11 protein-coding genes and 2 tRNA genes are annotated in these 13895 nt (G+C 61.9%); 8 read left to right on the forward strand and 5 right to left on the reverse strand.

Annotation, left to right across the window (positions count from 1 at the left end):
* Window positions 1-83: 83 nt before the first annotated feature.
* Window positions 84-2093, reverse strand: coding sequence for a hydantoinase B/oxoprolinase family protein (locus IHE39_RS03210; protein ID WP_184768670.1), 2010 nt, complete (start codon window positions 2091-2093; stop codon window positions 84-86).
* 43 nt (window positions 2094-2136) lie between these two features.
* Window positions 2137-4197: a hydantoinase/oxoprolinase family protein gene (locus tag IHE39_RS03215; protein WP_343070053.1), complete on the reverse strand. Its 2061-nt coding sequence runs from the start codon at window positions 4195-4197 to the stop codon at window positions 2137-2139.
* A 626-nt stretch (window positions 4198-4823) separates the two neighbouring features.
* On the opposite strand from IHE39_RS03215, the gene IHE39_RS03220 reads away from it, so the two are divergent.
* The 3 genes from IHE39_RS03220 (at window position 4824) to IHE39_RS03230 (ending at window position 7766) form a co-directional block, all read left to right on the forward strand.
* Window positions 4824-5981 (forward strand): transporter substrate-binding domain-containing protein, encoded by a 1158-nt coding sequence (locus IHE39_RS03220; protein ID WP_192565487.1) that lies wholly within the window; start codon window positions 4824-4826, stop codon window positions 5979-5981.
* Window positions 5982-6067: 86 nt separating this feature from the next.
* Window positions 6068-6724, forward strand: coding sequence for an ANTAR domain-containing response regulator (locus IHE39_RS03225; RefSeq protein WP_192565488.1), 657 nt, complete (start codon window positions 6068-6070; stop codon window positions 6722-6724).
* A 358-nt stretch (window positions 6725-7082) separates the two neighbouring features.
* Window positions 7083-7766, forward strand: a complete 684-nt coding sequence (locus IHE39_RS03230) for a helix-turn-helix domain-containing protein (protein ID WP_246470621.1) — start codon at window positions 7083-7085, stop codon at window positions 7764-7766.
* Window positions 7767-7894: 128 nt separating this feature from the next.
* On the opposite strand, the gene IHE39_RS03235 is transcribed toward IHE39_RS03230, so the two are convergent.
* Window positions 7895-7971 (reverse strand) — tRNA-Pro (locus IHE39_RS03235).
* Between the two features lie 158 nt (window positions 7972-8129).
* Between IHE39_RS03235 and IHE39_RS03240 the strand changes: the two genes are divergently transcribed.
* Both IHE39_RS03240 and IHE39_RS03245 read left to right on the forward strand, forming a co-directional pair.
* Window positions 8130-8435 (forward strand): ETC complex I subunit, encoded by a 306-nt coding sequence (locus IHE39_RS03240; protein WP_109574555.1) that lies wholly within the window; start codon window positions 8130-8132, stop codon window positions 8433-8435.
* A 44-nt stretch (window positions 8436-8479) separates the two neighbouring features.
* Window positions 8480-8556: transfer RNA gene (locus IHE39_RS03245), tRNA-Arg, on the forward strand.
* 72 nt (window positions 8557-8628) lie between these two features.
* Here IHE39_RS03245 and IHE39_RS03250 read toward each other — a convergent pair.
* A complete protein-coding gene (locus tag IHE39_RS03250) occupies window positions 8629-9147 on the reverse strand; it encodes a cupin domain-containing protein (RefSeq protein WP_192565489.1) in 519 nt (172 codons plus the stop codon).
* A gap of 143 nt (window positions 9148-9290) precedes the next feature.
* Window positions 9291-10466, reverse strand: a complete 1176-nt coding sequence (locus IHE39_RS03255) for a cystathionine beta-lyase (RefSeq protein WP_192565490.1) — start codon at window positions 10464-10466, stop codon at window positions 9291-9293.
* Between the two features lie 52 nt (window positions 10467-10518).
* On the opposite strand from IHE39_RS03255, the gene IHE39_RS31050 reads away from it, so the two are divergent.
* The 3 genes from IHE39_RS31050 to IHE39_RS03270 all read left to right on the forward strand — a co-directional run bounded on the left by IHE39_RS31050 (window position 10519) and on the right by IHE39_RS03270 (window position 13888).
* The gene (locus IHE39_RS31050) at window positions 10519-11346 is read left to right on the forward strand and encodes a phosphatase PAP2 family protein (RefSeq protein WP_192565491.1); all 828 of its coding nucleotides are present in this window, start codon (window positions 10519-10521) and stop codon (window positions 11344-11346) included.
* Window positions 11347-11605: 259 nt separating this feature from the next.
* Window positions 11606-12634, forward strand: a complete 1029-nt coding sequence (locus IHE39_RS03265) for an amino acid ABC transporter substrate-binding protein (protein ID WP_184768677.1) — start codon at window positions 11606-11608, stop codon at window positions 12632-12634.
* 63 nt (window positions 12635-12697) lie between these two features.
* Entirely contained in the window at window positions 12698-13888 is a 1191-nt protein-coding gene (locus tag IHE39_RS03270) for an amino acid ABC transporter permease (RefSeq protein WP_184768678.1), read from the forward strand.
* The last annotated feature ends 7 nt before the right edge of the window (window positions 13889-13895 follow it).

Below are 13895 nucleotides of genomic sequence, written 5' to 3' on the forward strand. Positions count from 1 at the left end.
GCCAGACTTCTGCTTCTGATCGTGCAAATCCCGTTGGCGAAGAAGGCAGCAAGCCCGTGACATGAGCCTGCTGCCTTCCCTGATCAGGCGACCTTGAGGGTCGCGTTGGCGGCTTGGCCCGAGGCAGTCCAGTACGGAACCGTCCGGCGCTTCAGCATCTCGCGGAACTCAGCGGTGGTCTTGGGAAGCAGCTCGCCCGAACCCCAGTCGACGATCACGCCGTACTGCCGGATCAGATCGAGCATGTTGAGTTTCTTGTCGCGATAAAGCGCCGCGATCTTCTCGGCATCCTCGTTCAGCCATTCCTTGCGGTGGCTGGCGATGCGCGCCCTTTCCGCGAGCGTGGCGTTCTCGTCGATCTTGTACTCGTCGAGATCAGTGTCGACCACATGGACGACGACGCCATAGTCTTTCTTGGCCCGCTCCACCGAAACGTAGCCTTCGACCACGTCACTGAGCACGCTATTGATGTCGCGCTTGAGCGGATCGCCGAGACCACCTCCGCCGGCCGAGGGGCGCTGGACCGTGTCGCCCTGCTGGAGCGGCACGCCGGAGAACAGCGACCCAAGATAGCGCTCCGTTTCCTGACCGGGATTGACCCACACACCATGCGGGATGGAGGGCAATCCGCCCCACAGGCCCCAGGTGATCGAGCGTTCGCGGTCGCAGCAGTAAGACACCACGGTGCGCTCACAGGCGTAAAGCGTGCCGCCCTTCTGGACGCCGAGGCCGCCGCGAAACTCGCCAGGGCCACCGGAATCGGTCATCAACTCGTGGCAGGTAGTCAGCACCGGCGACAGGCGCTCCTGGCCTTCGAAGGGCTGCGTTCCGAGCTGGACGCCGAACACCGGACCGGTGGCAGCCCAGCCGTCACGGCCGTTTCGCGCACCCCAGCCGCCGACCATCCAGTCGTACCACATGAAGTACGGCTTGCCTTCGTGGCGCGTGTCGCGGCCGCCGATCAACAGATAGTCGAGGTTGAAAGTGCAGGCCATGGCGCGCTCCGGCAGAACCTCTGCCCAAAGCTCGAACACCGCGTTCATGATCTTTTCGAACGGACCCGATGCGAAACCGGCGACCGGGGTCGGCCATTCGGCATTGACGACCGAACCCAACGGACCGGCGTCGACAGTCACCACGCGGTAAAAGCCGGAGTTCATCGGAATATCAGGTGACTGCATTTTCGTTCCGGCAACAACTGCCGCGAACGCGCCGCCATAGCAGCAATTCAGGAACGAACCGACGGACTTGGGATGCGATCCGGTCAGGTCATAATGGACGCGGTCGCCATCGATGGTCATCTTGACCTTGATGGGGACAAGGCCTTCGCCCAGGTCAGGGTCGACGTCGATGTAGTCGATGGTCTCCCAGGTGCCGTCAGGCAAATCGGAGATGCGCTGGCGCGTCATGTCCTCGACGTAGTCCTGAACCTCGTTGAACGACTTCTTGATCGTGTCGACACCATACTTGTCGCACAGGCGCTGGATCTCGCGCTCCGCCAGCCGGCAGGCTTCGGCCTGTGCCTGGAGGTCGCCGATGATGTCGCTTGGCGCGCGCGTATTGTGGGCGATCAGCTCGGCCACGTCGGAAAGATACGTGCCCTTGCTATAGACCCTGACCGGTGTGATGCGCAGGCCTTCGGCCATGTGATCGAGCGCATTCACGTTGAAGGAACCGGGCACGGCACCGCCGACATCCGCCCAATGGCCGTTGGCCTGGGCGTAGCCAAGCAGTTCACCCTTATAGAACATCGGCGCAAACAGGCGGGTGTCGTTGAAGTGGGTGCCGCCCTGGTAGACGTCGTTGATGACGAAGACATCGCCCGGATGAACGTCGTTGCCGAACTTCTTGATCACCGCCTTGGCGGTGAGGTGAAGCGTTCCAACGTGAGCGGCGATATCGCCGCTGCCTTGCATGATGGTGTCCCCGGTCGGGTCGCACAATGCCGAGGAGAAGTCGCGGGAGTAGATGACGAACGAGTAGCAGGTGCGCAGGATCTGCTCCGCCATCTGGTCGACGATGTTGACATAGGCGTTCTTCAGAACTTCAAAGGTAACTGGATCGAGCGTACGGCGATCTTTTTTCGGTGCCATTTCCAATCTCCAATTCAAATTTGTGTGGCGATAGGTGCGTCGTTCAGGACTGCTGCGGGACGTGCATCCTGATGATCAGGTACTCGTCCACTTCGGCCTTGATCCCGGGCGGCACCACGATGGTGGAGTCGAGCTGGTCGATGATCGCGGGACCAACGACCACCGCGCCTGCATGCAGGGTCGAGCGGTCGTAGATCGGCGTCTTGATGCGCTCGGGCGCTTCGTCGAACCGCACCATGCGCTCGCCAACCGGAGCCGGCAGCGGGGCCTTGCGCAGTTCGTGCTTGGCGAGCTCTGCCTTGCGGTTGAGGCCGGTGGCCTTGACCTGGATGCGGCACACTTCAACCGGGGCATCGGGCCGGGAGTAGTTGTGCTCGCGGCCATGCTCCTCGTGGAACTGCTTGACCGCCTCGTCGAGGTTGGTGATGTCGGCGCTGACCGGGATCGACATGGACCGCCACTGGCCGAGGTAACGCATGTCGATGTAGCGCTGGAACAGCATCTGCTCAGGCGAGATGTCTTCGCTCAACAGGCGGTCGTGCCCGTCTTCTTCGAGGACGCGGAAGGCGTCGTTGAGCTCGGCCATGTCGATGGCGCTGACCGTGTCGGTGTACATCTGCGTGATGTCGTGGGTGATGTCGACAAGCAGGCAGCCCATGGCCGAGGTGACGCCCGGATTTGGCGGGATCAGGACGACGGGGATGTACAGGTCCCTGGCCAGTGCGACGCCGTGCAACGCGCCGGCGCCGCCGAAGGCGACCAGGGCGAAATCGCGTGGATCGTAGCCCTTGCGCAGGGATACCAGGCGAACGGCATCCGCCATGTTGGCGTTCGCGACCTTGAGGATCGAAAGTGCTGCCTGCTCCGTGTCCATGCCGAAAGGTTCGGCGATGACGCGATTGATGGCACCTTCGGCAAGCTTGACGTCAAGTTCGACCTTGCCGCCGGCGAGCTTAGTTCCCAGGCGGCCGAGATAGACGTTGGCGTCGCAGTTGGTCGGCTCTGTTCCGCCCTGGTTGTAACAGACCGGTCCCGGCGTCGAGCCAGCGGATTGTGGTCCGTTGCGAAGCGCGCCAGCCGCGTCGCGCCAGGCGAGCGAGCCGCCGCCGGCGCCGATGGTCAGGACCTCGATGCTTGGGAAGCGGATCGGATAGCCGTATTCGACATGCCAGTCGTTGGTGACGTGGAGGTGGCCGTCGGAGCAGAGGCTGATGTCCGTGCTCGTGCCGCCCATGTCGAGACTGATGGAGTTCTTGTATCCGGCCAGTTCGGAGATGAAGCGGCTGGCGATTGCGCCGGCGGCGATACCGGAAGCGGCAAGGCGTGCCGCGAATTTCGTCGCGCCCTTGGCGGTCATCACGCCGCCGCCGGAGTGGAGCAGCAGCACATCGCCGGCATAACCGCCTTGCTGCATGCGGCCTTCGAGCTCGGCACCGTATAGTCCCGCAACCGGCCCAAGGACGGTGTTTGCGACAGTGGTGTTGAAGCGCTCATGCTCGAAGATCTCAGGCATGATGTCGCTCGACAGCGAAATCGAAACGCCGGGCAGTTCCTCGAGCAGGATGTCGCGCATCCGCTGCTCGTTCTCGGGATTGACGAAGGAATTGACGAAGCAGATGGCAACGTTGTTGACCTTGCGCTTCCTGATGACGCGGGCGAGTTCGCGCGCCTCGGTTTCGTTGACGCCTTCGATGACCTTGCCGGAGTAGTCGATGCGCTCGGTGACCACCAGCCGGTCACGGCGCGGCAGGTAGGGAGGAGCCATTTCCTTGTAAGTGTCCCAGAGGTCGTCACGCGTGCCACGCCGGATTTCGATGACGTCGCGAAAGCCCTTGGTCGTCACCATGATGGCGGGCGGGAAGCGGCGGGTGATCAGCGCGTTCGTTGCCAGCGTCGTGCCGTGCGAGAACAGGATGATGTCGCGAAGGGCGACGCCGCCCGCTTCGATGCCCTTGAGCACGCCGTCGATCGGATCCGGTGTCGTCGGCGTCTTGGCGACGTGTATCTTGCCGGAAGCCTCGTTCAGGATGCATACATCGGTAAATGTGCCGCCAACATCGCAGGCCACACGCACCGCTGTGCCAAACGTCTCTACTTTATTCACGTCAAGTTCCTCCTCAGGCTGATGTTTGCTCGAAGTTCCCACCACGCGGATTGTTTTGACAAAGCTCCGCATGTCCGAGTTCCCAAGGGAATCCCGGTGATTTTTGTTTGAGAGCGACTTGCGTTGCTCCAAGCGGCAATGGGTATTGTCAGCGTCGTTGCTGCCTGCGGAGCCGAAGAAAAGTCGGACGCAGCGCACTGGTGATGAAACGCAAAAAGGCTCCGGCGGAGGTACCCGCGGGAGCCTTTTTGCTCTGTTCTCAGCCCGCAGCGTCGCAGGCCTGATGTCGATGATCATCCGAGAGTTCAGGATTTCTGTCAACTGGCAATTCGCGCGATGCGTCCAATGCCAGGGAATGTCTTGGATTTAGGCGGTTTGCCGGCTCCGCTGGAGTTGTTCGACAACGCACTTTGCAGTGGATCTCATAGTCGCATTGCCGTGTCGAAGACGAATGCTGCCTGCCGACGCGCTCGCGAGTTGACGGACTACCTCGCTTCAGGCACAACTTACGTAAGGACAGCGATGTCCCTAACGGTCGAGCAAAGGCGCTTGCTGCGGTTTCCCCGCGCTGGGCGCTTTTTTTGTGTCGAGTTCGCGGATGAACAATCTGACGGAGTTGGCAATTGATGGCGACAAGAACCGAAGAGCCGATCAAGGTCGGCGTATTGTTCTCCCAGACCGGCGTCACTTCGGTGATGGAGCGCAGCATGCTGAATGCCACGCTGTTTGCGATCCACGAGGTCAATGTATCAGGCGGCATCAACGGACGTGAACTCGTCGCCGTCCATTACGATCCGGCTTCCGACGCGGTTGCCTACAATCGCCTGGCAAATCGGTTGCTGGTCGAGGACGGCGTCAGGATTATCTTCGGCTGCTATATGTCGAGCACGCGCAAGGCCGTGCTGAAGGCGGTCGAGCACCGCAATGGGCTACTCTGCTACCCCGCCCAGTATGAGGGCTTCGAATACTCGCGCAATGCCATCTACTGCGGCGCCGCCCCGAACCAGAACAGCGTTCAGCTGGGCGAACACCTCCTCAACCATGTCGGCAAGCGCTTCTACATGGTCGGCTCCGACTACATTTGGCCGCGCGAGTCCGACCGCATCATGAACGAGATGGTGCTGAAGCATGGTGGGGAGGTGGTCGGCCGGGGCTACCTCAAGCTCGACGCCAGGCGGGCTGCCTACAAGCCGCTGATATCAGACATCAAGCGCAAGCAGCCGGACGTGATCTTCTGCAATTTCGTCGGCGAAAGCATCGTCCATTTCTACCAGGCCTTCGCCGAAGCCGGCCTCGATGCCAGGTCGATGCCGATCGCCAGCCTAACCACCAGCGAGTCCGACATCCAGGCGATGGGCATCGACGTGGGCGCCGGGCACATGACGTCAGCCACCTATTTCCAGTCTGTCGGGGGCCTGCAAAACGAACGCTGTGTCGAGCGCTACAAAAAGAAGTTCGGCGACGATGCCGTGACGAATATGTGCTGGGAAGCCGCCTATTTCCAGGTCCACGTGGTGGCGAATGCGCTGCGCAAAGCCAGGACCGACGATGTCGAGGCGTTGCGGCCAGCCATTCTCGGTTCGGAGTTCGATGCACCCCAAGGGCGCATCCGCATCGACCCCGACAACGCGCACACCTATGTGTGGCCGCGGGTCGCACGGGCGCGCGAGGACGGGCAGTTCGAGATCCTGTCTAAATCGGCAACGGCGATCAGGCCCGATCCCTATCTCGCCAGCTACAACCCCGAGGAATGGGGGGAGCGCCTGGCCATGCATTCTTTATGACCCCGTGCCGAGGGGCATGGGAACAAGAAACCGAACGACACCAAAGGCAGGCGTTGCAACCGACGACATTGCCGTAATGAGGAACAATGGTATCACGTAGCCCCCACGTGGCGCCGCATGACGGATCAGCGCCGATCCAGATCAAGGACATACGGTCGCTGCGTGTGCTGTTGCTGCAGCCCAAGAGCAGCGAGGGCGAGGAGCTTTGGCAGCACCTCAACCGCATCGGCTGCCAGGTCCAGACCAACTGGCCGCCGCCAGCCGAAATTCCCGCCAATATCGACGTGGTGTTCGCCTTCATCCGCCCGCTGGTCGAAGGCGGCATCACCTGGAACTGGAACGCCGACGATCCGCCGGCCGTGCTGATCGCCATCGTCGACTACGAGAACCCGATCATTGTCGAGAAGGTGCTGCGCCTGCGGGCCCAGGCGGTGATCGGCCTGCCGCTGCGGACATTCGGAATCCTGGCGAACATACTTTTGAGCGTCAATAATCACCGGCGCGAGGAGCGGCTGCGCATCCGTGTCGAGCGGCTTTCGGCAAAACTCAAGGCACATCGCGACATCGACAAGGCCAAGGAAATTCTGATGTCTACCAACAAGGTGTCGGAGCAGGTAGCTTACGAAACTTTGCGCGAGCAGGCGATGAACAAGCGAACCACGATCGAGGCGATTGCGCTCGCGATCATCAACGCCAGCGACGTGCTCAAGCTGCCGATGAGTGAGCCTGCAGACGTTGCGTAGGCCGCAGGTGATGCAGTCCTCGGGTCCACCGAGTAGACGCCATCCGGCCCGACCTCAAGCGTGTGAACGGCGGCGATTGGCAACTTGTCATTGACAGAATGCCCTAAATCTCACACGCTCTCATCCATCGGCCCCGCATCGAAGCGGGCCGTTAGCAGAGCAAAAAAGCTCCCGCGGGTTACTCCGCCGGGAGCTTTTTGCGTTTCGGACTTGAACGCGGCCTGGGCCGTCCGTGGCGGGCTGTGTCAGGTCTCCCAAGACGCGATGAAGGCGTAGCTGGTCGCCAGAATTCTCGGTTCGGGCAGGTCGCGACCGGCCCGTAATTGCAACGAAGTTGGCATCGACGGAGGTGGCTTAAATGAGAACGACCGGCCACGAGTGTGGCGTGCAATTGCGAGACATGTCCGAAGACGCTGCGGCGTTGCGTCAGAACCCGCATGCTTTGCGCCAGATGGCGGGAAACCATCTCGAAATTGCGATCGGCCGGGAGGTGCGCGCGTGCCGGCACAAGCATGGTATGTCGATCATGGAACTCGCACGTGCCGCGGGCCTGTCGCTCGGCATGATGTCCAAAATCGAAAACGGCATCATCTCGGCGTCGCTTACCACGCTGCATCAACTGTCGCGCGCCTTGGCCGTGCCGCTGACCTCGCTGCTGAAGCGCCCGGTGGAGGTGCGAGAGGCCATGTTCGTGAAAGCTGGCGCAGGCATCCCGGTGGAGCGGTGCGGCACGCGCGTCAGCCAGCAAAACAAAATGCTGGGCTACATCATGTCGGCCCCCGGCAGCGTATCCGTCGAGCCCTGCCTCGTCACCCTCGCCGAAGAAGCTTGCCGGCCGGCCTTTCTCCAGCATGCCGGCATGAAGTTCATCTACATGCTGGAAGGCGAGATAGCCTACCGCCACGGCGCTGGGCTCTACGGCATGTCGCCAGGCGACAGCCTGTTCTTCGACGCAGCATCGCCGCATGGGCCGGATCAACTGCTGAAATTGCCCGTCCGTTTCCTGTCCGTTGCGTCGTGCCGACTGGGAGGTAAGGACTGATGTGGCCGCATGGCTGAGCGGTCAACTCTGTCGAAGGCGATTCGACGCGACCCATGACTTGTCGATGCCATTCTGCGGCTCGGCCGACCAAGACCGGCTGCGGATGACTTCGATGCTCAGGGGAAAAATGGTCGGAGTGGAGAGATTCGAACTCCCGACCCTCTGGTCCCAAACCAGATGCGCTACCAGACTGCGCTACACTCCGAGATCACATTTCGACGCCGTGCCTAGTGGCTTCCGCTCGACATGGCAAGGGCAAAAAAGCGGAAACCGGCTTTCGCCTTGCAGCAATGGCGATTGCGAAGTAAATGACGGGCGCATCTGGACGTCCGCGCCTGCCGCGGACTCACGAATGAGGGAATTATGTCCGCGCGAATTTTCAGCCCTGCCAAGACCGCCATGCAGTCGGGCAAAGCCAAGACCGGGCACTGGGTGCTCGAATTCGACGCTGAGAAGCCGAAGAAGATCGACCCGCTGATGGGCTACACCAGCTCCGGCGACATGAAGAGCCAGATCAGGCTGACCTTCGAGACCCGCGAAGAGGCTGTCGCCTACGCCGAAAAGGAAGGCATCGCCTTCCGTGTCCAGGAGCCCAAGGAAGCCAAGCGCCGGCAGATTTCCTACTCCGACAATTTCCGTTATGACCGCAGGACGCCCTGGACGCACTGACGTCCCGAGGCACGATCATGCCGGCCTGTCACAGGCCGGCCAGCGGTCCCGTAGCTCAGCTGGATAGAGCACCGGCCTTCTAAGCCGATGGTCACAGGTTCGAATCCTGTCGGGATCGCCATAATATCAAGCGCTTGGCGATTCGCTGTGCGGTAAGCTGCGGCCCCGGCAGATCGACGGTTCCAGCCTCCTCTCACTTCTTGTTCCGAGCCGCACGAACCCGATCTGGCAAGCCGTCATGATCGCCGAGCTCGCGCTTGGGTGCGTCGTGCCACCAGTCCTCGCGGATTGCCTTGCGCTCGAGGTTGACGGGATAGACGATCCGGTTCTCGTCCTTGTTGGCTTCGCCGACCACCAACAGGCGGACTTCGCTGTCGGTGTTGTTGAGGAAGCTGTGCGCCAGGCCGGTGCCGGCAGGAAAGCCGACAGAATCGCCTGGCCTCAGCCGATGCAGCACCCCGTCCAGCCAGACGTCGGGTTCGCCCTCAATCACGTGGACGAATTCCTCCTCCATGCTTTCGGCATGCGGAAACGAGGTGCGCCGGCCCGGCGGAAGCCTGACGTGGTGGATGCCGAGCCGCTCGAGGCCGAAATGGACGGCAAGCGGCGCGCCGAACCCCCGCAGCTCCGAGGTCCCAATGAAGGTTTCACCGTCGGGCTTTTCGACCTCGGTCCAGTGGACGATTTCGGAAGGGCGGCAGGATGCAGTCATGTCGATCTCCCCGAAGAGCTTGCCAGGTCCGGAAGGCAAACGTTGTGATGGCGACGCCGCCTGTCAATATGAGATGGCGGGACAAGGTATCGGGGCCAAGCCCAGGCAGAGCAGCCTTGCCTGATGCGCGCGATGCCCAGCCATCAGCCCACCGCGTTCGCCGCCTGCAGGCCCGCGGCGATGTCTTCCTTGAGGTCAGCCACGTCTTCCAGTCCGATCTGCAGCCGGATGATCGGGCCTTCATAGGGGCCGTTGGCGATCTTGCGGTCGGCGAGGCTGACTTGCACCGCCAGGCTTTCGTAGCCGCCCCAGGAGTAGCCGAGGCCGAAGATCTCGAGCGAATCGAGGAAGGCATGGGCCTTTGGCGTGCCGCCGCCGGCAAGCACCACCGAGAAGATGCCGCTCGAACCGGAGAAGTCGCGCTTGAAGAGCTGGTGGTCGGGATGGCTTTCGAGACCCGGGTGCAGCACGCGGGCGACACCCGGCTTGCCTTCGAGCCAGCGCGCGATCTCGAGCGTGCTCTTTTGATGGTGGGCAAGCCTGACGCCCATGGTGCGCAGACCGCGCAGGACCTGGTAGACGTCGTCGGGACCGGCACAGCAGCCCAGCGTGACGAAGGCGTCGTGCAGTCTTGGCCAGCAGGCGGCATTGGCCGAAACCGTGCCGCTCAGTACATCCGAATGGCCGGCCGGATACTTGGTCGCGGCGTGGATCGTCACGTCGACGCCGAAGTCGAGCGCCTTGAAGTAGAGCGGCGTCGCCCAGGTGTTGTCCATCATGACGATGGCGCCTGCGGCGTGCGCCGCCTTGGCGATCGCCGGGATGTCCTGGATTTCGAAGGTGTTGGACGCCGGCGATTCGGTGAACACCACCTTGGTGTTCGGCTTGATCAGGGCTGCAATGCCGGCACCTAAATGCGGATCGTAGTAGTCGATTTCTACGCCGAGGCGCTTGAGCATGGTGTCGGCGAAATGGCGGGTCGGAAGGTAGACGGAGTCGGTGATCAGGATGTGATCGCCCGACGACAGGAAGCCGAGCAGGGGAATCGTCACCGCCGCGAGCCCCGAGGGCACGGCGATGGTGCCGGCCGACCCTTCGAGCTCGTCAATTGCATGGCACAGGGCATCGGTGGTGGGCGTTCCACGGGTGCCATATGTGTACTTTTGAGCACGTGCGGCCATCGTCGCTGCGTTGGGGAAGAGAACTGTCGAGGCGTGCACGACCGGCGGATTGACAAAGCCATGAAAGCCGTGTGGATCGTGCCCGGAATGCGCGAGCCGCGTGTTGACGCCTTTGATCCTGCCGTTGTCTCGAGTCATGAATCCGCACCCTTTCAGTGAAGACGCCAGCCATAGTGCGACGGCACGACCCGTGCAACCGCCGCAGGGGCCCGTTCGGCTGGGCCAGATCTGGTCTAAGGGTTTTGCCGGGCGTCTCTGGGAGACGGTGGCGTTTTCCTCGCGTCGCCTCCGGCGCCGTCCGATTGGCTCGCCGCAGCCGGTGTGGTCGCGCGGGCTGACGCTGCTGCTGCTTTGCGGTGCCGTAGCAGTTGCGCTGTTGTTCACCGTCGATTCGGCGGTGATGAACTTCATGCTCAGCAACCGCAACGAGTTCACTGCCTGGTTGGCCTGGCTGAGCGATATCGGCAGGTCGGAATGGTATCTCGTCCCTGCCTTGCTGGTCTACCTCGCGACCGCCGCTGCCGACTGGCGCGGTGTCGGCTACGGCCTCAAGGCTCGGCTGGTAACGTTGTTCGGCCAGGCCGCCTTCGTCTTTGGCATGGTCGCCTTGACAGGCATTGCGGTCAACATCGTCAAGCTGTTCTTCGGCCGCGCGCGGCCGGCCTTCTATGGCGAGTACGGCGCCTATCATTTCGACCCGTTCGTGGTGACGCGCTATTCCTCGAGCTTTCCCTCCGGCCACGCGACGACAATAGGCACGGCGGCGGCTATCCTGATGATCTGGTTCCCGCGTCACTGGCTGCTGATCGGCATCGTCGGCTTGATGCTGTCAGCCTTGCGGATTCCGGCCGCGGCGCATTATCCATCCGACGTCACCGCCGGCTTCCTGTTCGGCCTGATCGTGACCATCGTTGCAGCGCGATTCTTTGCCGTGCGCCGGGTTGGCTTCAAGCTCGCACCGGGAAAGCTGCTGCCGGTAGCGACAGGCTTTGGCAGACGAAAACGCGCTGCCGGCTAACGTCTTCGAAGTCGAGCCCGACACGAGCCTCAGCAATCGTCCTTCCTGATTTCTAATACTAAAGGCGCAGCCGGCAGCGCGGGGCCTTTATTGCTTGACCTAATAAGAATTATCGCCTTCGATGCATCCCGTGGACCGGACTGCAGCAAAGCGCGCCGGACAGGACGCGCAATCCGGATTTGGGCCGGATAGGGGATGCTGAGTTCACAATTCAAAAAGGCAGGCAAAAGCCTGTAATAAACAGAAGGGTTCGTGGGTCATGAAGTACATCATTTCAGGCATTCTCGGGGCAGCTACGCTCGGCATGGTGGCGACCGCCGCATCTGCCGGCACCCTTGAGGACGTCAAGGCAAAGGGCTTCCTGCAATGCGGCGTCAGCACCGGCCTGGCCGGTTTCTCGGCGCCGAACGACAAGGGCGACTGGCAGGGTCTGGACGCCGATTTCTGCCGCGCGGTGGCTGCCGCGGTGTTCGGTGACGGCACCAAGGTCAAGTTCACGCCACTCTCCGCCAAGGAGCGTTTCACCGCACTTCAGTCGGGCGAAATCGACCTGCTGTCGCGCAACACCACCTGGACGATCAATCGCGATACCGCACTCGGCCTCAACTTCGTTGGCGTCACATATTTCGACGGCCAGGGCTTCATGATCAACGCCAAGAAACTGCCGGGCGTGAATTCCGCGCTGCAGCTTTCGGGCGCCGCCGTCTGCGTGCAGACCGGCACCACGACCGAGCTCAATCTCGCCGACTACTTCAAGGCGAACAAGATGGAGTACAACCCGGTCGTGTTCGAAAAGCTCGAAGAGGTCAATGCCGCCTATGACGCCGGCCGTTGCGACGTCTATACCACCGACCAGTCGGGCCTTTATGGTATCCGCCTGACGCTCGGTTCGCCGGACGATCACGTCGTGCTGCCCGAGATCATCTCGAAAGAGCCGCTCGGACCTGCCGTGCGCCAGGGCGACGACAAGTGGTACCACATCGTCAAATGGGCCTATTTCGCGCTGCTGACCGCTGAAGAGCTCGGCATCACCCAGGCCAATGTCGAAGAGATGAAGGCGTCGGGCAACCCCGAGGTCAAGCGCGTGCTCGGCACCGAAACCGACACCAAGATCGGCACCGATCTCGGCCTCGGCAACGACTGGGTCGTCAACATCGTCAAGGCTGTGGGCAACTACGGCGAAGTCTTCGAACGCAATGTCGGCCAGGGCAGCCCGCTGAAGATCGCCCGTGGCATCAATGCGCTCTGGACCAAGGGCGGCCTGCAGTACGCACCGCCGATCCGCTGATCCGAAGTCTCATCCGGAGGGCGGTAATGCCGCCTTCCGGTTCCTCTTTTGAAGGGACTTCCGATGGCTACGCAGGACATTCCCCATGACGTAGGGGGCGGCCGCGCGTCGCTTCTCTACGATCCGAAGGTGCGCGGCATCTTCTTCCAGATCCTGGTGGTCGTTGCGCTGACAGCGTTCGTCTACTGGATCATTGGCAACACGGTCGAAAACCTCAAGCGCGCCAACATCGCCTCGGGTTTTGCCTTTCTCAACGGACGTGCCGGTTTCGACGTCAGCGACACGCTGATCGCCTTCGATTCCGATTCGACCTACAAGCGCGCCTTGCTCGTCGGCCTGATCAACACCGTGGTCGTGGCCGCGGCCGGCATCATCACGGCGTCGATTCTCGGCTTCCTGATCGGCATCGGACGGCTGTCCAACAACTGGCTGATCCGCAAGATCTGCACGGTCTATGTCGAGCTGTTCCGCAACATTCCGCCGCTTCTGGTCATCTTCTTCTGGTATTTCGGCGTACTTTCCGTGCTGCCCTTGCCGAAGGAGAGCATCGAGCTGCCGTTCGGCTCATTTCTCAACAGCCGCGGCTTCTACTTCCCCAAGCTGATCTGGGGCGAGGGGTCGATGCTCGTGCCGGTGGCGTTGCTACTTGGCATAGCGATGTCGTGGTTCGTCGCCCGACAGGCACGGCAGCGGCAGATGGCGACGGGTGCGACATTCCCTGTTTTCTGGACCTCCTTGGCCCTGATCGTCGGTTTGCCGGTTCTGGCGCTCGTCGCCACCGGCTTTCCGTTGAGCTTCAACTTTCCACAGAAGTCGACGTTCAACCTGACCGGCGGTCTTCAGATCAAGCCTGAGTTCCTCTCGCTCTATCTGGCGCTGTCGTTCTATACCGCAGCCTTCATCGCCGAGATCGTGCGGGCGGGTATTCGCGGGGTCAACAAGGGACAGACCGAGGCCTCGTCGGCGCTCGGCCTTCGTTCCGGCCAGGCGCTCAGGCTGGTGGTGGTGCCGCAGGCGATGCGCATCGTCATTCCGCCTTTGACCAGCCAGTTCCTCAACCTCACCAAGAACTCGTCGCTGGCAATCGCCATCGGCTACCCGGACCTTGTGGCTGTGGGCGGCACGGTGCTCAACCAGACCGGGCAGGCGATCGAGATCGTGGTGATCTGGATGGTCGTCTATCTCGGGCTGAGCCTGATCACGTCGGGCTTCATGAACTGGTTCAACGCCAAGATGGCCCTGGTGGAAAGATAGGAGGCGG

This window comes from Aminobacter carboxidus, from assembly GCF_014863355.1.
In the GTDB taxonomy this organism is placed as follows: domain Bacteria; phylum Pseudomonadota; class Alphaproteobacteria; order Rhizobiales; family Rhizobiaceae; genus Aminobacter; species Aminobacter carboxidus.

Coding starts and splice junctions, on each gene's coding strand:
- IHE39_RS03210 (WP_184768670.1), bottom strand. CDS start 2,093: ATGGCACCGAAAAAAGATCGCCGTACGCTCGATCCAGTTACCTTTGAA.
- IHE39_RS03220 (WP_192565487.1), top strand. CDS start 4,824: ATGGCGACAAGAACCGAAGAGCCGATCAAGGTCGGCGTATTGTTCTCC.
- IHE39_RS03225 (WP_192565488.1), top strand. CDS start 6,068: ATGGTATCACGTAGCCCCCACGTGGCGCCGCATGACGGATCAGCGCCG.
- IHE39_RS03230 (WP_246470621.1), top strand. CDS start 7,083: ATGAGAACGACCGGCCACGAGTGTGGCGTGCAATTGCGAGACATGTCC.
- IHE39_RS03240 (WP_109574555.1), top strand. CDS start 8,130: ATGTCCGCGCGAATTTTCAGCCCTGCCAAGACCGCCATGCAGTCGGGC.
- IHE39_RS03250 (WP_192565489.1), bottom strand. CDS start 9,147: ATGACTGCATCCTGCCGCCCTTCCGAAATCGTCCACTGGACCGAGGTC.
- IHE39_RS03255 (WP_192565490.1), bottom strand. CDS start 10,466: ATGACTCGAGACAACGGCAGGATCAAAGGCGTCAACACGCGGCTCGCG.
- IHE39_RS03265 (WP_184768677.1), top strand. CDS start 11,606: ATGAAGTACATCATTTCAGGCATTCTCGGGGCAGCTACGCTCGGCATG.
- IHE39_RS03270 (WP_184768678.1), top strand. CDS start 12,698: ATGGCTACGCAGGACATTCCCCATGACGTAGGGGGCGGCCGCGCGTCG.